This is a genomic window from Streptomyces sp. NPDC050732, from assembly GCF_040654255.1.
Taxonomy (GTDB): domain Bacteria; phylum Actinomycetota; class Actinomycetes; order Streptomycetales; family Streptomycetaceae; genus Streptomyces.
Map to the genome: position 1 here is coordinate 172,835 of NZ_JBFAHP010000003.1, position 19,560 is coordinate 192,394.

The following is a 19,560-nucleotide window of genomic DNA, read 5'->3' on the forward strand; positions in this document are numbered from 1 at the left end:
GTGATGTCCGACCCGCCCGATAGTCTCGGGAATCATGAGGCTTCTGCACACGTCCGACTGGCATCTGGGGCGATCGTTCCACCGCGTGAACATGCTCGATGCCCAGGCCGCGTTCATCGGTCACCTGCTGGCGACCGTCCGCGAGCGTGACGTGGACGCCGTCGTGGTGGCCGGGGACGTGTACGACAGGGCGGTGCCGCCGCTCGCCGCCGTCGAGCTCTTCGACGACGCCCTGCACCGGCTCGCGGACCTCGGCGTGCCGACGGTCATGATCTCCGGAAACCACGACTCGGCGCGCCGCCTCGGCGTCGGCGCGGGCCTCATCGACCGCGCCGGCATCCACCTGCGCACCGACCCGGCCGCCTGCGCGGAGCCCGTGATCCTCACCGACCGCCACGGAGACGTGGCGTTCTACGGCCTGCCCTATCTCGAACCCGCACTCGTCAAGGACACCTTCGCAGTGGCCAGGGCAGGGCACGAGGCGGTCCTCGGTGCCGCCATGGACCGGGTGCGCGCCGACCTCGCCGCCCGCCCGCCGGGCACCCGCTCCGTCGTCCTCGCCCACGCCTTCGTCAGCGGCGGCCAGGTCAGCGAAAGCGAGCGGGACATCACGGTCGGCGGGGTCGCCGCCGTGCCCGCCGGAGTCTTCGAAGGCGTGGACTACGCAGCCCTCGGCCACCTGCACGGCAGCCAGACCCTCTCCACGCGCGTGCGCTACTCGGGCTCCCCCCTGCCGTACTCCTTCTCCGAGGCCGACCACCACAAGAGTATGTGGCTCGTCGACCTCGGCCCCGAAGGGGAGATCGACGCCGAGCGCGTGGACTGCCCCGTGCCGCGCCCGCTCGCCCGCATCAGGGGCACCCTCGACGACCTGCTCGGCGACCCCGCTCTCGCCCGCCACGAAGAGGCGTGGGTCGAGGCCACCCTCACCGACGCGGTCCGCCCCGACGACCCGATGGCCCGCCTCTGCGAGCGGTTCCCGCACACCCTCAGCCTCGTCTTCGCCCCGGACCGGGCCCCTGACGACCCGGACGTCTCGTACGCCCAGCGCCTCCAGGGCCGCAGCGACCAGCAGGTCGCCGAGGACTTCGTGACCCATGTGCGCGGCGCGGGGCCCGACGAGGAGGAACAGGAAGTGCTGCGTTCGGCGTTCGACGCCGTCCGCACCGACGCCACGCTGCACGAGGTCGCCCGATGAGGCTCCACCGGCTCCGCATCACCGCCTTCGGGCCCTTCGGCACCACCCAGGACATCGACTTCGACGACCTCAGCGCCGCCGGACTCTTCCTGCTGCACGGCCCGACCGGCGCCGGCAAGACCTCCGTCCTGGACGCCGTGTGCTATGCCCTCTACGGCTCGGTACCGGGCGCCCGGCAGGGCAGCGGGCAGGGCATGACGCTGCGCAGCGACCACGCGCAGCAGGGCACGCGCACGGAAGTGTGCCTCGAACTCACCGTGGCCGGGCGCCGCTTGGAGATCACCCGCCAGCCCCCGTGGGCGCGCCCCAAGAAGCGCGGCACGGGCACCACCACGGAGAAGGCACAGAGCTGGCTGCGCGAGTACGACGCCGCGGCGACCCCCGGCGCCTGGAAGGACCTCAGCCGGTCCCACCAGGAGATCGGCGAGGAGATCACGCAGCTCCTCGGCATGAGCAAGGAGCAGTTCTGCCAGGTCGTGCTCCTGCCCCAGGGCGACTTCGCCCGGTTCCTGCGCGCGGACGCCGAGGCGCGGGGCAAGCTGCTCGGACGGCTCTTCGACACGCGCAGGTTCGCCGCCGTGGAACAGCGGCTCGCCGAGCAGCGGCGCACCACCGAAGCCGAGGTCAAGGACGGGGACGCGGCGCTCCTCGCCGACGCGCACCGCATGCAGCAGGCCGCGGACGACGACGGCCACGACGCCGAACTGCCCCTGCCCGACCTCGCGCCCGGCGACCCCGGCCTCGCGGACGCCGTCCTCACCTGGGCGGCCGTCGCCCGCACGAGCGCGCGGGAGCGCCTCACCGTCGCGGACCGCGCGCTCACGGCCGCCGAATCCGCCCAGGCAGCCGCGGAGCGCCGGCTCGGCGACGTACGCGAACTGCACCGGCTGCAGAGCCGCTTCGCCGAAGCGCAGTCACGCGCCGCGCAGCTCCACGCGCGCGTGGACGAACAGCGCGACCTCGAAGAGCGTCTGCAACGGGCCCGCAAGGCCGAGACGGTCGCGCCCGCGCTCGGCCTGCGCGACACCGTCGACGCCGAACACCGGCGCGCCACGGAGGCGGAGGCACGCGCGCGTGCCCTGCTGCCCGCGACGTTCGCCTCCTCCGGCGCGGCGGGTCTCGCCGCCGCCGCGCGCACAGCGGCCGAGGAGCTGGGCGGCCTCACATCGGCCCGGCGTGCCGAGCGGCGGACCACCGAGATCAGCGCGGAACGCGCGACGCTGGACCGCCAGGAGCGCGCCGACGACGAACTGCTCCAGGACGCGTCCGGCTGGCTCGACGGCTGGGAGACGACCCGGGCCGCGCTCCAGGAGCGCATCGAGTCCGCCCAGGAAGCCGCCACCCGCGCCGAGCGCCTCGCGGGCCGGCTCGAACCGGCCCAGGCCCGCCTCGACGCGGCCCGCCGCCGCGACCGGCTCGCCCAGGACGCGGCGGCGGCACAGGAACGCGCCCTCACCGCCCGCGAGTCCGCCACCGCCGCGCACGAACACTGGCTCGCCCTCAAGGAGCAACGCCTCACCGGTATCGCCGCCGAACTGGCCGCGCACCTGACCGACGGCGAACCCTGCGCGGTGTGCGGCGCCACGGAGCACCCCGCTCCTGCCCGGAAGATCGCCGGGCACGTGGACCGCCACACCGAGGAGGCCGCCCTCGCCGAGCACCGCCGCGCGGACGAGGCCCGCGCCGCCGCCGAGCGCGCTCTCGGAGACGTACGCGAATCCCTGGCCGCGGCGACGGCCGCCGCCAGAGGCGGCCCGGTGACGGAACCGGACGAGGCGACCGCCGCCGGAAGGACCGACTCCAGGCAGCCGGCCCCCGACGCCCACTCCACGGTCGACGAACTCGCCGCGGCCGTCGAAGAGTTGCGGCAGGCATACGCAGAGGCCCGAGACCGTGCGTCCGGTCTGCACGCCGCCCGGGAGGCGCTGGCGCAGGCGGAGCGCGAGTACGACCGCAGGCTCACCGAGCAGCAGGAGGCCGCCCGGCGCGCCGCGTCCCGCACGACGCTGCGGGACGCGCTGGAACGCGAACAGCAGGCGCTCGAAGCGGAGTTGACCCGCGCGCGGGGCACCGCGGACAGCGTCGCCGCACGCGCCGCCCAGCTGGAGCGGCAGGCCGCGCTGCTCACCGAGGCCGCCGACGCCGTCCGCACCGCCGACGACACCGCCGAGCGCCTGAAGGATGCCGACGCGCGACTCGCCGACGCGGCCTTCCGCGCCGGGTTCGACACGCCGACGGCAGCGGCGGCCGCCCTGCTCGACGATGCCCGGTACCGCGAGCTCCAGCACCGCATCGACGCCTGGCGGAACGAAGAAGCGGCGGTGCGCTCCGTCCTCGCCGAGCCGGACACGGCCGCCGCCGCGCAGCAGTCACCAGCCGACCTCGCGACCGCGCAGGCCGCGGCCGAGGTGGCGGGCCGGCGCCTGCGGGACGCCGCCTCCGCGCGGGACGCCGCCGCACGGCGCTGCGCCGAACTGGACCGGCTCTCCGCCCGCTCGCTCGCCACGATGCGCAAGCTGGCCCCCCTGCGGGCCGCGTACGACCGGGTGGCCCGGCTCGCGGGACTCACCGCGGGCACCTCGGCGGACAACGAACGCCGCATGCGCCTGGAGTCGTACGTGCTCGCCGCCCGCCTGGAACAGGTGGCCGCGGCCGCGACCGTACGACTGCGACGCATGTCGTCCGGGCGCTACACCCTCGTGCACTCCGACGACCGCACGGGCCGCGGCCGTTCGGGCCTCGGCCTGCACGTCGTCGACGCCTGGACGGGCCGCGAACGCGACACGGCGACCCTGTCGGGCGGGGAGACGTTCTTCGCCTCGCTCGCCCTCGCACTGGGCCTCGCCGACGTGGTCACGGACGAGGCGGGCGGTGTCCGACTCGACACCCTCTTCATCGACGAGGGCTTCGGCAGCCTCGACGACCAGACCCTCGACGAGGTCCTCGACGTCCTGGACTCGCTGCGCGAGCGGGACCGCAGCGTGGGCATCGTCAGCCACGTCGCTGACCTGCGACGCCGCGTGCACGCGCAGTTGGAGGTGGTGAAGGGGCGGGCTGGGTCGACCGTGCGGCAGCGAGGTGCGATCTGAGGGCTCAGGCCTTCGTGGGGAACCGCTGGACCTGGCCGCCTGCGGAAGAGATCCTCTGGCATGGAGTTCCTCTGCTATCACCGCGACCGGCCCGGCTCCCTACCGCTGCGCGACGAGCTGCTTGAAGAGCACTGGTCCTATATGGACCGGTACGCGAAGGAGATGATCGCCCGGGGCCCGACCTTCTCCGACGACGGTGACACACCCACCGGAAGCCTGCACATCGTCGACCTGCCCGATCCCGCCGCTGCCCGCGCGTTCGCCTTCGACGAGCCGAACTACCAGGCCGGTGTCTACCGGGATGTGCTGCTGCGGCGGTGGCGCAACGTGCTGGGGCGCACCATGTGGGACTTTCCCGGCGGCCGGACCGGCGGCAACCGGTACCTGGTGCTCGGCCTCGGCACGGGCCACGCCGCCGATGTCGCGGTGCCGCCCGGCCGGGACGAGCTGATCGCCTACGGACCGCTGCTGTCCGACAGCGGAGCCGTCTGGCTGGGGACGGCGGCGTTGGTCAGGGCGCCGGACCCGGACACGGCACGGACCGTCCTGACCCCGGACCGGTACGCCGACATCGAGGTCCACAACTGGCAGTTCGGAGGGCGGTCGTGATGAACCGGAGGAGGCGTTCGGGTCGGCCGCACCGCCGGTGCGCCGGCGAACAGAGCCCGAGGGGAGGCGTTCTTTCAGCCGCACACGATGCGCTCGATCTCCCTGAGCTGGGCGGCGTTGATGCGGCCCCGCTCCAGGGAGCAGAGCCAGCGCAGCAGTTCGGGTGCGGCGTACACCTCGTCGTAGAAGCCGAGTTGCAGGTCGGCGATGTCGTCCTCGATGAGCCAGGTGTCGAGGGCGTCCGCGAGGTGTCGGTCGGACGTCTCGGTGCGGGTCGCCCCCCACTCGGTCAGCCAGGGGGTCAGGGTGCCCGTGGTGACCGAGAGCGTTTCCAGTACGTCACGGATGTTCGTGGTGTCGGGGTGCGTGTGCAGGGCCGAGCGCCACCAGGCGTGCCAGACCTCCTCCAGGGCCGCTCGCTCGGGCGCGGGCCAGTCCCGCCAGCCCGCGGCGAGGAAGCGGGAGGCGACCATGTCGTGGAGGAGTTGGCCCTCGGTCAGCGCCCGCACGATACGGGGCGTCAGTCTTCGGTACAGGCCGGGGAAGTCGTCCCAGTGGTTCGTGGCTTCGTGGGCGACGTACGGGATCAGGTCTTCCGGCACCAGGTGCACGGGCCCGGCAACGGCTTCGAGATCGGACTCGGCGTAGCAGTAGGTGCAGCCGCTCACCGGGAACGGCAGGTCGGAGAGCGGGGCGAAGGCGACGTCCAGGGCGTCGAGGGCGTTCTGGAGGCGCTGGTGCGGGTCGGTCATGGGATGCCTGACTGGACTCCGTCCGGCCGGGGACCGGAGAAGAGAGCGACGTTACCACGCTCTCCTCTCGGCGCCCATGAGGCATGTCATCGGCCGGTCGGCCGGTCGTCCGCGCCCGGTTCGCGTCGCGGTCAGCGTCCCAGTGGTCTGCGGGGCAGCGGGGAGGAGTAGACGACGCTGGTCGTCACCGAGCCGAGTGAGCCGATCCTGCCCGACACCTCTTCCAGGTGCTGCATCGAGCGGGCGGCGACCTTGATGACGAAGCAGTCGTCGCCCGTGACGTGATGGGCCTCCAGGATCTCCGGGGTCGCCTCGACCAGGTCGTGGAAAGGCTTGTAGTTGCCGTTCGGGTAGCGGAGCCGGACGAACGCGAGGATCGGCAGGCCGAGCCGGTCCGGGTCCACCACCGCCGCGTACCCCTGTATCACACCCGCCTCCTCCAGGCGCCGTACGCGTTCGGTCACGGCGCTCGCGGACATCGAGACGGCGCGCGCCAACTCGGCGTAGCTGGCGCGGCCCTCCCGCTGGAGGACGTCGAGTATGCGCCAGTCGGTGGCGTCCGTGGAATATCCGGTCATCCCCGAGAGGTAACAGGGAAATCCCCGGCCGTTCAAGAGGCGGCCGGGGATTGTTTGCACCCGAGTGCAGATGTCAGTGCAGATGGCAGTGCAGGTCTCGGCGCAGGTGTCGGCGCGGGTGTCAGACGCCCGCGATGCTCTGGATCCAGGAGCGGTACGCCGTCACGTTCGTGTACGCGGTCGTGGTCTGGCGGTCACTGGTGGAGGCGACGCCGACCTGCACACCGTTGGCCATCATCGGGCCGCCCGAGTCGCCGCCCGCGGTGATGCCGTCGCCGCGCCGGGCGCAGATGGCCTGGCCCTGGTAGGCGTCACGGCAGCCGCCGGTCACCACGACGTTGGCGACCTTCAGGAGCCGGGACTGGCAGTTGATCTCGGAGCCGCACTGGGAGGTCGCTCCCCAGCCGTACACCTGCACGGTCTGGCCCACCGACACGGAGCCCGGGCTGCCGAGGCGCGCGTAGGTGCCCGCCACGGAGCGGTCCAGCTGGACCAGGGACAGGTCCGAGGACGGGTGGTTCCTGATGCTGATGCCGTTGGCCGTGGTGCCGCCGGACGTCTGGTCGAGGCTGCCGATGCGGAAGGAGAGGCCGCCGCCGCTGACGCAGTGCTTCGCGGTGAGGATCCAGGTCGGGGCGATGATCGTGGCGCTACAGGTCTGCCGGCCGTTGGAGAAGAGCCTGGCGGCCCAGGGCGCGTTGCTGGCGTAACCGCCGCCGATGATCGGCTGGGGTCCGTTGCTGGATGCCACGGCGGGGGCGTCCGCGCGGGCCGCGGTCTGGGCCACTGCCGTGGGGGCGAGCCCCAGAACGGCGAGGGCGGTGGCCGCGAGCGCGGGGACGAGTCTGGATATACGCATGTTCGTCTCCATTGTGTGGGGGTGCAGCGTCCTGGATGAGGACAGGACCGCATAGGTATGCAGCCCGAGGGCACGCTCGGAAGGCGGGTTCTTCTGTCGCGTGCATGCCATGTGTGGCAGAGGTGAATCTGGCAGAGGAGTTGTGTGCGGCGCAAGAGGCTGGCGGGGCTTCCTGTGCGACGGCGCCCTTCGGGTCGCTCGGCGTCGCCGCGGTGTCATGGGTGGGCTTGCGGCCCACCGCATGATCAAACCGGTTTCTGGTCCGGACCGACTTCTGGTCCGGACCTTTCTCGGCATTCTCGGCGGAGAGGGCTCGGCCCTGGCAACGCCCTTTCACGACAACCCTGTTGAACTCGCCCGAGCAGCCACCCCGCGTAACCCGCGCGATACTCGCGATCTGCCGGGGATTCAACGGCGTCACCGGCGGAACGCCGGGCTTCGGCGCTTCAGACTTCCCGCCGCCGCCCGTAGATTTTTCGCCATGAACAACACGAACACGCAGCTCAGCGCCCCTTCGCCCGCTCCGGCTGCCATGGCTGGGGCCTTCGCCGCTGCAGGGGGTAATCCGGGCGGAAACCAGGGTGGCGGAAACCCGGTCCTGCGCGTGCCTCCCGCCTCACCGGCGGCAGCCGCCGCGTACTTCGGCGCCAGTCTGGCCTTCCACGCCGACGTCTCCGACGTGGCCTCCGCACTCGCCGCCGGGGGCGACCCGGGCTTCTTGGTGGTCGACACCCGCTCCACCGCCTCCTGGGACCAGGGACACATCCCCGGCGCCGTCCACCTGCCGACCGCCCTCATCCCCGAGCAGGCGCAGGCGCTCCTCGACACGTCGGTGCCGGTCGTCACCTACTGCTGGGGACCCGGCTGCAACGGCGCCACCCGCGCGGCCCTCGCCCTCGCCCAACTCGGCTTCCAGGTAAAGGAGATGCTGGGCGGCTTCGAGTACTGGGTGCGCGAGGGATTCGCGTACGAGACGTGGGAGGGCCGCGAGCGGCAGGCTCCTGACGCGCTCACCGCGCCGGTCGACGCCGGAGCCGTCGACTGCGGCTGCTGACCGGCCGCACCCGTCCACCCCGTTCGCGCGCCCGGGGGCCGAAAAGGCCGCGAAAAATCCGCGTGCGCGTCGGCGCCCGCGAGTCCACCATGGTCTGTCATGCCTCACCTGCCGCAGCCCTCACCCGCACAACTCCGCCGCGACCCACTGCCGTTGCGCGGACGCACCGCGCTTGTCACCGGGGCCAGCCGACGCGGCGGCATCGGATACGCCGTCGCCCGGCGGCTCGCCGCGTACGGCGCCGGGGTCTATCTGCACCACCACGTCCCGCACGACGCGGCGATGCCCTGGGGCGCCGACTCCCCGGAGGCCGTCGTCGCCGGGGTGCGCGAAGCGCTCGGCGACCCGGACGCGCCCGTCCACGCGGGGCCTGGTGACCTGACGGAGACCGACGCCCCGGCCCGCCTGATCGACACGGCCGCCGACGCGCTCGGCGGCCGGATCGACATCCTCGTCGCCAACCACGCGCTGAGCGGCAGCGACGGACCACTCGACGCGATCGACGCGGCGATGCTCGACGCGCACTGGGCGGTCGACACCCGCTCCGTGATCCTCCTCGTCCAGGCGTACGCCCGGCTGCGTGCGCGGTTGCCGGACCGTACCCCCGGCGGCCGTGTCGTGATGATGACGTCGGGGCAGGACATCGCGGGCGGCATGCCGGACGAGATCGCGTACAGCCTGCAGAAAGGCGCGCTGGCGTCGGCGACCCGCACGCTCGCCACCGCGCTCGCCGACCTCGCCACCACCGTGAACTGCGTCAACCCGGGCCCCGTGGACACGGGTTACCTCACCGGCGACGCGTACGACGCGATCGCCGCACGGTTCCCCGCCGGCCGGTGGGGCATGCCGGACGACCCGGCCCGGCTCATCGCGTGGCTCGCCACGGACGAGGCCGAGTGGATCACCGGGCAGGTCATCGACTCGGAGGGCGGCTGTCGCCGCTGACATCCCGCGTCGCGACGACGACCAACACCCGGAATCCGTCCTGAGCAGTGGAGTTTGGCCTCACCCGAGCCGGGCGGCATGCTGATCCCACAGGCTGGGCCCCGCAGCGGAGGGCACCTCCCTGGCCAGTGCAGACCGAAGACCGAAGACCGAAGACTGAAGATCGAAGACCGAAGTCATGGATGTCCGGCAGTTGGAGTACTTCCTGGCCGTCGTCGACCGCGGGGGTTTCAACCGGGCCGCTTCGGCGCTGTATGTGTCGCAGCCGTCGTTGTCGCAGGCTGTTCGTGCGCTGGAGCGTGACCTGGGTACGGAGCTGTTCCATCGGATCGGGCGCCGCGCGGTGCTGACGGACGCAGGCCGGGCGTTGATCGAACCGGCCCGTGCGGCGGTGCGGAGCCTGGAGGTTGCCAGGGCGAGCGTGGCGTCCGTGCACGAACTGCGGGAGGGCCGCCTCGATGTGGCGTCGATGCCGTCCCAGGCCGTCGAGCCTCTGACGTCGTTGATCCGTTCCTTCGCCCGGCGTCATCCGGGCGTGACCGTGGCGGTCCGGGCCGTCTTCACGGCTCGGGACGTCGTCGGCGCGGTGCGGACAGGGGCCGCGGAGCTCGGCCTGCTGGCGACGGCCGGGAGGGTGCCGGACACGGAGGTCCGCGCGCACGTGCTGGGGGAGCAGCGGTTCGTGCTGGTCGTACCGCTGGGCGGGCCCTTCGCCGGCCGGGAAGCGGTGGCGTGCGAGGAACTGGCCGGTCAGCGGTTGATCGTGGGACAGCCCGGGACGGGGATGCGGGCGTACGTCGACTCCCTGCGTGACCAGGGCATCGACTTCAGTGTGGCGGCGGAGACGGAGCACCGGGTCGCGTTGCTGCCTCTGGTGCTGGCCGGGGTCGGGCTCGCGGTCGTGACGGATTCCTGGCGGGAGATCGCCCGGCGGACGGGGGCCGAGGTGCTGGACATCGAACCCGCGACCGCGCTGAAGATTGCACTGATCGGCCGCCGGGGTGTCCTGTCCCCGGCGGCCGCCGCCTTCTGGGGGATGGCCGTCCCCACCGGCACTGACTCGCAGGCGGCTGCTGACTGACAGGCGGTCGCTGACTGATAGGCGGTCGCTATAAGGGAGATCCGGTTTCGGTCTTGGACGTCTGCCCGGGCACGTTGCTGGAATCGAAGGCATGACGAACCACCGCATCGCCCTCATCCCCGGTGACGGCATCGGCACCGAAGTACTGCCCCCCGCTCAGCAGGTACTCGACATCCTCGGCCGCCGGCACGGCTTCACCCTTTCCTATACGTCCTACGACGACTGGTCGTGCGAGCGGTATCTGCGCGAGGGCGCCATGATGCCCGCCGACGGCCTCGCCCAACTGCGCGACAAGGACGCCATCCTGCTGGGCGCGGTGGGCCATCCCGGGGTGCCCGACCACGTCTCGCTGTGGGGGCTGCTGATCCCGATCCGCCGGGGCTTCCGCCAGTACGTCAACCTGCGGCCCATCCGAGTCTTCGAGGGCATCGACAGCCCGGTGCGGGGGGCGCGGGCCGGCGAGGTCGACTTCGTCGTCGTCCGGGAGAACGTGGAAGGTGAGTACAGCGAGGTCGGCGGGCGGCTCAACCGGGGATTCCCGGACGAGATGGCCGTACAGGAGGCCGTGTTCACCCGGACCGGCGTCACGCGGCTGCTGGACTACGCGTTCACGCTCGCCGGGCAGCGCAAGGGCCGGCTGACCTCGGCCACCAAGTCGAACGGCATCGTGCACACCATGCCGTTCTGGGACGAACTCGTCGCCGCGCGGGCCGCCTCGTTCCCGCGGGTCAGCTGGGACCAGGAGCACATCGACGCGCTCGCGGCCAAGTTCGTCCTCGAACCGGCCCGCTTCGACGTCGTCGTCGGCTCCAACCTCTTCGGAGACATCCTCAGTGACCTCGCCGCCGCGGTGGCCGGGTCCATCGGTGTCGCCCCCGCGGCCAACCTCAACCCCGAGCGGGAGTTCCCCTCGATGTTCGAGCCGGTTCACGGCTCCGCCCCCGACATCGCGGGCCGGGGCATCGCCAACCCGCTGGGCGCGATCTGGTCGGCCGCCATGATGCTCGACCACCTCGGCCACCCGGAAGCGGCCAGGGACATCACCGATGCGATCGCCGCGGTCCTGGCCAAGACCGACGTACGCACCCAAGACCTGGGCGGCACCGCCTCCACGGCCGAGTTCACCGACAAGCTCCTCGAACTCCTCTGAGCCCGCGCCCCTTTCGCTCCTGAGCCGCGCTCGCCCACCGGCCCTCCCGTTCCCCCCCGAGGACCGCCCCCCGGAGGGTGCTTCCGCGTCCCGGTTGCGCCCCCGTTCCGCGACGAGGAGAAACGCCATGGCAGCATCCGCCCCGCCGCCCGCAGTCCCCGCACCGTCCCCGGCCGAAGCGGCCAGGAAGCCGTGGTACCGGCAGCTGTACTTCTGGGTCCTGACCGCCATCGTCACCGGTGTCCTCACCGGCTGGCTGTGGCCCTCGGCCGGCACCGCGATGGAACCCGTGGGCACCACCTTCGTCGCCGCGATCAAGATGCTGATCACGCCGATCGTGTTCGTGACCATCGTGGCCGGCATCGGTGGCGTCGACAGCCTCGGCCGGGTGGGCCGGGTCGGTCTGAAGTCCCTGCTGTACTTCCAGGCGGGCACCCTCGCCGCCCTGCTCATCGGCCTCGTCGCGGTCAACGTCTTCCAGCCCGGAGCCGGCGTCCACGCCCACCCCGGCGACCTCCAGCCGACGGGAGAGGCCGGTCAGTACGTCAAGGACGCCGAAGGCCGGTCCTGGTGGCACTTCCTGACCGACCTGGTGCCCTCCAGCGCCGTCGGCGCCTTCGCCGAGGGCAACATCCTTCAGGTCATCTTCTTCTCGGTCCTCTTCGGCATCGCCCTCAAGGCCGTCGGGCCCGTCGGCGAGCCTCTCGTCGACGGCGTCCAGCGCCTGAGCGCCGTCGTCTTCAAGATCCTGCACTACGTCATGCTGGCCGCGCCCGTGGGCGCCTTCGGCGCGATGGCCTTCACCATCGGCACGTACGGCTTCTCCACCCTGACCAGCCTCGGCCGGCTCATCGGGCTGTTCTACGGCACCTCGGCGTTCTTCGTGATCGTCGTCCTCGGTGCGGTGACCGCCGCACTCAGGATCAACATCTTCCGGCTGCTGCGCCACCTGCGCGAGGAGTTCGTCCTGGTCCTCGGCACCTCGTCCTCCGAGAGTGCCCTGCCCCGGCTGATGCAGAAACTCGAAGGGCTCGGTATCCGTCGCGACATCGTCGGCCTGACCGTTCCCACCGGCTACTCCTTCAACCTCGACGGCAGTTCCATCTACCTCTCCCTGGCCGCCATCTACATCGCCCAGGCCACCGACACCCCCCTGAGCATCGGCCAGCAGCTCGGCCTGCTGGCCGTCATGATCCTCACCTCCAAGGGATCCGGTGGCATCACCGGCGCCGGGTTCATCGCTCTCGCCGCCACGCTCACCACCGTCGGCACCGTTCCCGCCGCCGGCATCATGCTCGTCTTCGGCATCGACAAGTTCATGTCCGAATGCCGCGCCCTGACCAACCTCGCCGGCAACGCGGTCGCCACCCTCGTCGTCGCCCGCTGGGAAAACGCCCTCGACACCGCCCACGTCAACAGAGTTCTGCACACCGGGAACCCGACCCCCCAGCCCCTGCCCACGCAGGAACAACCCCCGCCCGCGCAGGAACAGACAGCAGCCGACCCGCCGGCGCAACTGCCGACGAAAGCCTGGCCACCAACCCCGACACCCGGGCCCTCCCGCAGTAGCCACGGCTGAGTACGGGCCACGAGCAGATGAGTATCCGTGCCCATGCCGCGGCGGGGCGGACGGGGCGAGGATCGTGCACACCGATCACGGAAGGACTCGACGATGAACCCCGGCACCTACGCGCGCTTGTACGGCCCCGCTCAGCTCGCACCGCGCTCCGGGCACAGGGGTCTCCTCGTGGTGGCAGGCGTGCTGTGGGCGCTCACTCTGGCATCGCTGGCCTGGATCACGTTGCTCGTGGGTCTGGTCGCACTCTGGGGTGCGGCGGAGGGTGTTGACGTCGGCGCCTTCGTCCTGCAGTACGTGGTGATCGTCGCCGGTGCTGCCGCAGCCCTGACCGCCCTGGTGTTCGCTCCCGGCATCCGCCGTCTGCCGTGGGCAAGCCGCCTATTCCTGGCGGGAGTTGTGGCTTGCCCGGTTGTCACCGGCCTTGCCTTCTGGTCCTGGTCCTACACCGGCTGACCGAGCGGCCTGCTCGGGTGAGCGGGGGAGCGGGGTACCGGCCGGCGACCAGGTCTGCCAGAACGTGGCGGCCGGCGCTTCGTGGGCCCCGGCCGCCAGTTACGGCGGTGTGCGATCCGCACGATGCTCGCGCGACCCGCACGGTGTTGTGTCGTGTCAGGCCTGCGCGCCCTCGGCCAGGGCGGACACCTCGGCCCAGTCGTTCCAGGTCTTGAGCCGCTCGGCGTAGACCTGGCTGACGACCGGGAGGGAAGCGCTGCCGAAGAAGACCCGCAGCGGCGGGTTCTCGGCGTCGACGATCTTCAGCAGTGCCGGGCCGGCCGCGGCGGGGTCACCGGCCGGGGCGCCGCTGAACGCGGCGACCGTCGCGGCGCGTACGTCGTCGTAGGCGGGCAGGGGCTGGGCGTGAGCGCCGGAGGTTCCCGCCGCGTCGGTGGCGAAGTTGTTGGGCTCGACGAGAGTGACCTTGATGCCGGACCCGGCGACTTCCTGGGCCAGGGTGTCGGTGAGGCCTTCCAGGGCCCACTTCGAGGCGTGGTAGCCGCCCATGTTGGGCCAGGGTGCGACGCCGCCGAAGGAGGAGATCTGGACGATGTGGCCGCTGCCCTGGGCGCGCAGGAACGGCAGGGCGGCCTGCGTCACCCACAGGGTGCCGAAGAAGTTGGTCTCGAACTGGTCGCGGATCTGCTCCTCGCTCACCTCCTCGACCATGCCGAACAGGGCGTATCCGGCGTTGTTCACGACGACGTCGAGGCGGCCGAAGTGCGCGTGGGCGCGTTCGACAGCGGCGAAGACCTCGCTCCGGTCCGTCACGTCGAGCGCCATCGGCAGGATGGCGTCTTCGTAGGCGGTGACGAGGTCCGCGAGTGCGGCGGTGTCGCGGGCGGTGGCCGCGACCTTGTCCCCACGGGAGAGGGCCGCTTCGACGAACTGGCGGCCGAAGCCGCGGGACGAGCCGGTGATGAACCAGATCTTGCTCATGGAGGTGCTCCCAGAAAGTGAATCGATCCCTGCCTGCGCGGTGACCGCCGACCGCCCGGCGCGACAGGAACGCGCAGGAACACACAGGAAAGCGACGGCACGCGACAGGGATAGGTAGCCGACCAAGTAAATAGTTAGTCGGCTAACTAGTTCGGCGGGATTCACCGTACATCAATCCTTAGCCGACCAAGTAAAGTGGGTGGCCGGGACACCCTCCGGTGCCCCAAGGGCGGACGGTCGGAGAGGCGCGGAAGCAGTGATGAAGCCCACCAAGGAGCCGGCGACCACGGAGGCTGCCGGGCTCGCCGCGCGGCCCGCTGCCACCGGTGGCGGGCCGGTCAGCCTTGCGCTGTGCCGGGTGGCCCGGCTGCACCGCACGGTGGCCGCGGCCCTGCTGCGCGATCTCGGGCTGTACCCGGGGCAGGAGCTGGTGATGATGCACCTGTGGGAGAGCGGGCCGGTCCTCCGCCAGTCGGACCTGGTCCGGCTGCTCGGCGTCGAGCCCTCCACCCTCACCAAGACGCTCCAGCGGATGGAACAGGCCGGACACGTACGACGCCTGCCGGACCCGTCGGACGGGCGGGCCGTGCTGGTGGAGCCCTCGGACTCCGGCGCCTGCATGCTGGCCGAGGTGGACCGGGCCTGGAGCACCCTGGAACAGGAAAGCCTCGCCGGCCTTGACGAGGCCCAGCGGCAGCAGCTGCTGGCCCTGCTGGGCCAGGTCGAAACCAACCTCAGCGCCTACAGCTCACAAGGGCCCTGAGCCGGCGAAGCTCGTAGAACTCCTTGCGGTCTGATGAGATGGCCGAATGAGCAGATCGGCTTCTCTCCGCCCGCCCCTCACCGCGGCTGCGGCCTTACCCGTGTCCTTCGCCGCGATGGCTCTGTTGCTTACTGCGTGCGGGACGGAGCGCGCGGACGCAGGGCACTCCGACACGAGTACGGCCGTTCCGTCGTCTTCCGCGCAGGTCGACGACCCGGGCAAGGACGGCGTACGCGTCACCTCGTTGACTTTCGCGTCAACTTCCCCCGCGCCCACCGGTAGTTCCCCTGTCTCCGCCGACGGCCTTGGCTCGGACTCGGGCGTCTCTGCCGCCTACGAGGTCACCAATGAGGGTGCCGAGACCCTGACGTACTCGATCATCTTCACCTTCATGGACCGTGACGGCGGGGCCATGGCCAACCAAACCGCGACCGTGCGCGACGTCGGCCCCGGTAAGACCGTGAGGGGCACGGTCCGGGCCGGAGTGCTCCCACCCACCACGCCGCGGGTGACCCGGGCCAAGGTGCTCGAAGTCACCAAAGTCCCCGCTGGTGAGGCGCCGGCCGAGGCGGGCACATGCCCGGCCTCCGGGATCCGTGTCAGCGCCGATCGGGGCGACGCGGCGATGGGGCTGCGCGTCGTCGGCCTGCACCTCGAAAACTGTGGCAAGCGGCCCTACACCGTCGAGGGCTACCCGCTGCTGGAGCTCCTGGACGTGGACCGCAAGCCGGTCCACGGCGTCAGGATCCTCGACGGCAGTGGCGAGATCACTACCGCTGCCGGGCCCGACGAGCAACCCCGGCCTGTCACGCTCGGCCCCGGCGAATCGGCAACCGCCGGCTTGGTGTGGCGCAACACCACCCAGTCCGGTACGCCGGTGAACGTCCCGTACGTGCGGGTCCGGGCGCAGGCCGGCGCTGCTCCCGTGACAGTGACTCCGAACCTGGACCTCGGAACCACCGGAAAGCTCGGGGTCAAACCGTGGCAGAAGGCGGAGCCCTAGGGGCTGTCCGATGGTCCGCGCGACAGCGTTCTTGACCGCGGAGTCGTCCCCGGCAGCCTCACAGCTGCTGGGCGTCAGTCCGGCAGCCAGTGCAGCTCGTGCGCCAGGGTTTTGGCGACGGCACGGATGCGGCGGTGCAGCGGCGACTGCTCGCGTGGGAGGACCAGGTGGATCGTCAGGCTGGGCGCGCCCCGCAGCGGTCGCCAGGTGAGGCCGGCCGGTTGTGCCGTGGTCGCGGCTTCTCCGGCCGGGGCGAGGGTGACGCCGTCGCGCAGGTCGCGCTGGGACATGTCGAAAGAGACGGCGGGCGTGTGGAACCGGGGGTGCGGTCGGGTGTCTCGGAACAGTGCGGACAGCTGATCGTGGATCACGGGGTTGGCCGCACGGTCCGGGAGGCGCAGCGGATACGCGGCCGCGTCGGCGATCTCGATCTCCGGGTGTCCGGCCAGCGGGTGGTGCTGCGCCAGCTGGACCCCGATGCGCGCTCGTCGCAGCAGGTACCGGCGTACACCCTGGCCCGGCTGTTCACCGCGGGTGATCCCGGCATCGATGCGGCCGTCGGCGACCGCGGGGGAGATCTCCGGTGTCGCCATCGGGACCGCGCCGACCTCAAGTCCGCTGTTGCCGCGAATCAGCCTGTCCACCAGGGCCGGTGCCGTCTCGGCGCCGGCGCTGAGGCTGTATCCGATGCGCAGCGTGCCCAGTTCACCGGCCGCCGCGCTCCGGGCGGTGTCCCATGCCCGGTCCAGCGCCGCGAGCGCGGACGGCGCGGACTCCGCCAACGCGGCACCGGCCGTGGTCAATGCGACGCTACGGGTGCTGCGGACCAGCAGGGCCGTACCGAGTTCGGCCTCCAATCGCCGCATTCGGGCGCTGAGTGCGGGCTGAGCGATACCGATTCGTGCGGCAGCGCGGGTGAAGTTCAACTCCTGCGCCAGCACCAGGAAATACCGCAGGCTCACCGTGTCCGGCGCCACGTGCCCTCCCCGCCGATTGATAACGATCCGTTCTGAGCCTATCCCGTACCGGTCTTTCCCTCGACCGCATATCAAGCCCTAGCCTGCGCATATGACGATTCAGCCGGCCGAAGCGCCGGTCTCCGGGATCGATCGATTTGAGTGCCAATTCGAAGTCGGACGTGTCCGGCCGAATAGAGGAGGTTTCCGTGGCCAAGGGCTACTGGGTCAGTGTCTACCCCGCCATTTCCGACCCCGAGGGGCTGACTGCCTACGACAAGCTGGCCGGTCCGGCTGTCCAGGCTGGGGGCGGGCGCACCCTGTCCCGGATCCCGTCCCGTGGCGGTCGAGTCGTCGCCCACAAGGCCGGCATTACGCAACGCGTCGTTCTGATCGAGTTCGACAGCTTTGAACAGGCCGTCGCGGCCTACGAGAGCGAGGCATACCAGAAGGCGCTGGCGGCCCTTCCTGATGGCGTCGTGCGCGACTTCCGCATCATCGACGGCATCGACTGACCGGCGGGCCCAGCCATCGCTGTAGGCGAGTTCGCCGTTGCTGCGGTTACGGCGGATCCGCAGCCGACGACTCCCGGGTCAGGGTGGGGGTCTACGGTGTGACCTGCGGCCACCGCGTGATCACAGCGCGGCGGGGTGGCGCGGCGTCCGCCCGCCGTTCCTGTGTCAGGAGGACATGTGCGACGTGGCGAAGTCTGGTGGGTTGAGTTCGACGAGCGGCGGCCGGTCGTGCTGCTGTCAGGAGATGACGCGTCCGGGATACGGGTGATGCAGGTCGTCGCTCGGGCGGGTGTCGACATCACCGGTCTGGGCGTCGAAGTGGCAATAGGCGCCGTGGAAGGACTGCCCTTTGAAGGCGTGCTGCGGTTCGCGTTGCCGCGTCCGGGCTTTACCCCGTGCACGTGGCTGACCACCGTGTCCCGGGACGACCTGATCGAGCGAGCGGGCGTTCTGTCCTCCGCGAAACTCAGCGAGATCGAGAACGCCCTCCGTCTCGGTGGACTCGGGTAGGCGGAGAAGGAAGCAGATCAGCCCATCTTGCGTCGGCTCGCAGTGGTTCGGTCCTGATGTGTCGCTGATTCCTCGGCCGACGACAACTCCCGGCGCCGGAAGGAGCCTGCGGCCAGGGTCAGCGGGCCGATCAGCAGCACGAGCACCGCGACAGCGCCAAGTGCGAGCGGAAGGCTGGTCAGTTCGGCGATCCCGCCCACCATCGGGGGGCCGAGCAAGAATCCGCTGTAGGCGATGGTCGTCGCGAACGCGACCTCGCGCTCACCGCCGCCCCCGTCGGCCCGTCGCCCGGCCGAACCGCTCAACTCCATGACGACGGGGGAGGCGTACGCGAGACCGACACCAGCGACGGCGAAGCCGGCGAAGGTGAGCGCCGGCGACGGTGCGACCACTGCGGTGGCCAGCCCGAGCCCGCCGATCGCCGCACCCCCGATGAGCATGCGCGGTGCGCCCCAGCGACGCTGGATCGCCTCACCGCACAGGCGGGTGGCCGCCATGGTGATCGAGAAGCACGAGTAGATCAGGGCGCCGGTGGCCTCGCTGAGACCACGCTCCTGCACACCGAACAGTGCCGACCAGTCCGCGGTCGCTCCTTCGGCTATCGAGGCGCACAGTGCCACGCCGCCGAGCAGCCACAGCGCCGGCCGCCTGAACGGCGCCCGTCCGGTGTGCCCGCCCTCCGCGGGTACCCTCAGCCGTTCCTCGACGGGGATCCAGCGGGCAATGGCGATGGTGACGCCGCCGCAGATCACCGCGACGATGGTGAAGTGGCGGCTGGGGGCCAGCCCTTGTCCGGCCGCGACCGCTGCGCTGACCGAACCGGCCAGCGTGCCGACGCTGAAGGCCGCGTGGAACAGCGGCATGATCGCCCGTCCGGTCCGCCGGGTCGCGGTCACGCCGGACACGTTCATCGCCACGTCCATCCCGCCGACCATGGCGCCGAGTGCGATCAGCAGCAGGCCGAGCGTCGCGGGCGACCTCGCCAGCCCCAGCGCCGGAAGCAGCGCGGAGCCGGCGACGCCGGACACCGTCATCACGACGCGAGCCCCGAAGGCGGCGCACAGCCGGCCGGCGAGAAGCGAAGCGGCGATCATGCCCACGCTGGCACCGAGCAGGGACAGCCCCAGCGCCCCTTCCTTGGCACCGATCTGTGCGGCCAGCGCCGGTACCCGAGGGGCCCATGAGCCGAGCAGTGCGCCGTTGAGCACGAACGCGCCGAGTATCGCGATGATTTCCGGGTTCCTGCCGCCGGCTCGGCCCGGAGGGGTGGGTGTCATTGTCAGCTCCGTCCGGGCCCGGTCTGGGCGAGTCGCGATCGTCCTGGCGCGCCGTGGCACGCTTGTGGAGACCTGTGTGGGTCACACAACTGGAGCCGAGCGTAGGTTCGCCGGAACTCCTGGCGGCTGCGGTGGCGGGTTCACGCCAAGGGGTGGCAGGTTGACGCCCCGCAGGTGCGCGGCCGACCGATACCCCGTCAGGCTCCTT

The 19,560-nt window shown here is 71.4% G+C and carries 19 protein-coding genes; 13 read left to right on the forward strand and 6 right to left on the reverse strand.

Annotation, left to right across the window (positions count from 1 at the left end):
* The first annotated feature begins 34 nt into the window (after positions 1-34).
* From AB0H82_RS04205 to AB0H82_RS04215, 3 genes are read left to right on the forward strand one after another with little or no spacing between them, the layout of a single operon-like run.
* A complete protein-coding gene (locus AB0H82_RS04205) occupies positions 35-1,198 on the forward strand; it encodes an exonuclease SbcCD subunit D (RefSeq protein ID WP_362988577.1) in 1,164 nt (387 codons plus the stop codon).
* Positions 1,195-4,287 carry an SMC family ATPase gene (locus tag AB0H82_RS04210; protein ID WP_362988578.1) on the forward strand — a complete coding sequence of 1,031 codons (3,093 nt, stop codon included), beginning with the start codon at positions 1,195-1,197 and terminating at the stop codon, positions 4,285-4,287. The genes AB0H82_RS04205 and AB0H82_RS04210 overlap by 4 nt, the downstream gene beginning before the upstream one ends.
* Positions 4,288-4,347: 60 nt before the next feature.
* Positions 4,348-4,896 carry a YciI family protein gene (locus AB0H82_RS04215; protein ID WP_362988580.1) on the forward strand — a complete coding sequence of 183 codons (549 nt, stop codon included), beginning with the start codon at positions 4,348-4,350 and terminating at the stop codon, positions 4,894-4,896.
* Between the two features lie 74 nt (positions 4,897-4,970).
* Here the strand turns inward: AB0H82_RS04215 and AB0H82_RS04220 are convergent, their stop codons facing one another.
* From AB0H82_RS04220 to AB0H82_RS04230, 3 genes are all read right to left on the reverse strand, one after another.
* On the reverse strand, positions 4,971-5,648 hold the full coding sequence (locus AB0H82_RS04220) for a hypothetical protein (RefSeq protein WP_362988582.1): 678 nt from the start codon (positions 5,646-5,648) through the stop codon (positions 4,971-4,973).
* Between the two features lie 131 nt (positions 5,649-5,779).
* Positions 5,780-6,226 carry an Lrp/AsnC family transcriptional regulator gene (locus AB0H82_RS04225; protein WP_362988584.1) on the reverse strand — a complete coding sequence of 149 codons (447 nt, stop codon included), beginning with the start codon at positions 6,224-6,226 and terminating at the stop codon, positions 5,780-5,782.
* 121 nt (positions 6,227-6,347) lie between these two features.
* Positions 6,348-7,085, reverse strand: a complete 738-nt coding sequence (locus tag AB0H82_RS04230) for a trypsin-like serine protease (protein ID WP_362988586.1) — start codon at positions 7,083-7,085, stop codon at positions 6,348-6,350.
* Positions 7,086-7,617: 532 nt separating this feature from the next.
* Here AB0H82_RS04230 and AB0H82_RS04235 point away from each other — a divergent pair.
* The 6 genes from AB0H82_RS04235 (at position 7,618) to AB0H82_RS04260 (ending at position 13,347) form a co-directional block, all read left to right on the forward strand.
* Positions 7,618-8,139 (forward strand): rhodanese-like domain-containing protein, encoded by a 522-nt coding sequence (locus AB0H82_RS04235; protein ID WP_362988837.1) that lies wholly within the window; start codon positions 7,618-7,620, stop codon positions 8,137-8,139.
* 99 nt (positions 8,140-8,238) lie between these two features.
* Complete coding sequence (locus AB0H82_RS04240) at positions 8,239-9,084, forward strand: SDR family oxidoreductase (protein ID WP_362988588.1); 846 nt, start codon at positions 8,239-8,241, stop codon at positions 9,082-9,084.
* Positions 9,085-9,262: 178 nt separating this feature from the next.
* Positions 9,263-10,165: a LysR substrate-binding domain-containing protein gene (locus AB0H82_RS04245; RefSeq protein ID WP_362988590.1), complete on the forward strand. Its 903-nt coding sequence runs from the start codon at positions 9,263-9,265 to the stop codon at positions 10,163-10,165.
* A 91-nt stretch (positions 10,166-10,256) separates the two neighbouring features.
* Complete coding sequence (locus tag AB0H82_RS04250; protein ID WP_362988592.1) at positions 10,257-11,315, forward strand: tartrate dehydrogenase; 1,059 nt, start codon at positions 10,257-10,259, stop codon at positions 11,313-11,315.
* A 127-nt stretch (positions 11,316-11,442) separates the two neighbouring features.
* The gene (dctA, locus tag AB0H82_RS04255; protein WP_362988594.1) at positions 11,443-12,894 is read left to right on the forward strand and encodes a C4-dicarboxylate transporter DctA; all 1,452 of its coding nucleotides are present in this window, start codon (positions 11,443-11,445) and stop codon (positions 12,892-12,894) included.
* 93 nt (positions 12,895-12,987) lie between these two features.
* A complete protein-coding gene (locus AB0H82_RS04260; RefSeq protein ID WP_362988596.1) occupies positions 12,988-13,347 on the forward strand; it encodes a hypothetical protein in 360 nt (119 codons plus the stop codon).
* A gap of 156 nt (positions 13,348-13,503) precedes the next feature.
* On the opposite strand, the gene AB0H82_RS04265 is transcribed toward AB0H82_RS04260, so the two are convergent.
* A complete protein-coding gene (locus tag AB0H82_RS04265; protein WP_362988598.1) occupies positions 13,504-14,328 on the reverse strand; it encodes an SDR family NAD(P)-dependent oxidoreductase in 825 nt (274 codons plus the stop codon).
* A gap of 259 nt (positions 14,329-14,587) precedes the next feature.
* Between AB0H82_RS04265 and AB0H82_RS04270 the strand changes: the two genes are divergently transcribed.
* Together AB0H82_RS04270 and AB0H82_RS04275 are read left to right on the forward strand one after the other, a co-directional pair.
* Entirely contained in the window at positions 14,588-15,091 is a 504-nt protein-coding gene (locus AB0H82_RS04270) for a MarR family transcriptional regulator (protein WP_362988600.1), read from the forward strand.
* A gap of 46 nt (positions 15,092-15,137) precedes the next feature.
* Positions 15,138-16,094 (forward strand): DUF4232 domain-containing protein, encoded by a 957-nt coding sequence (locus AB0H82_RS04275; protein WP_362988602.1) that lies wholly within the window; start codon positions 15,138-15,140, stop codon positions 16,092-16,094.
* Positions 16,095-16,168: 74 nt separating this feature from the next.
* On the opposite strand, the gene AB0H82_RS04280 is transcribed toward AB0H82_RS04275, so the two are convergent.
* Positions 16,169-17,071 carry a LysR family transcriptional regulator gene (locus AB0H82_RS04280; protein WP_362988604.1) on the reverse strand — a complete coding sequence of 301 codons (903 nt, stop codon included), beginning with the start codon at positions 17,069-17,071 and terminating at the stop codon, positions 16,169-16,171.
* A gap of 188 nt (positions 17,072-17,259) precedes the next feature.
* Here AB0H82_RS04280 and AB0H82_RS04285 point away from each other — a divergent pair, with 188 nt between their 5' ends.
* Positions 17,260-17,565 (forward strand): DUF1330 domain-containing protein, encoded by a 306-nt coding sequence (locus AB0H82_RS04285; RefSeq protein ID WP_362988606.1) that lies wholly within the window; start codon positions 17,260-17,262, stop codon positions 17,563-17,565.
* Positions 17,566-17,742: 177 nt separating this feature from the next.
* Positions 17,743-18,075 carry a type II toxin-antitoxin system PemK/MazF family toxin gene (locus AB0H82_RS04290; RefSeq protein WP_362988608.1) on the forward strand — a complete coding sequence of 111 codons (333 nt, stop codon included), beginning with the start codon at positions 17,743-17,745 and terminating at the stop codon, positions 18,073-18,075.
* Between the two features lie 17 nt (positions 18,076-18,092).
* On the opposite strand, the gene AB0H82_RS04295 is transcribed toward AB0H82_RS04290, so the two are convergent.
* Positions 18,093-19,283 carry an MFS transporter gene (locus tag AB0H82_RS04295; protein ID WP_362988609.1) on the reverse strand — a complete coding sequence of 397 codons (1,191 nt, stop codon included), beginning with the start codon at positions 19,281-19,283 and terminating at the stop codon, positions 18,093-18,095.
* Between the last annotated feature and the right edge of the window lie 277 nt (positions 19,284-19,560).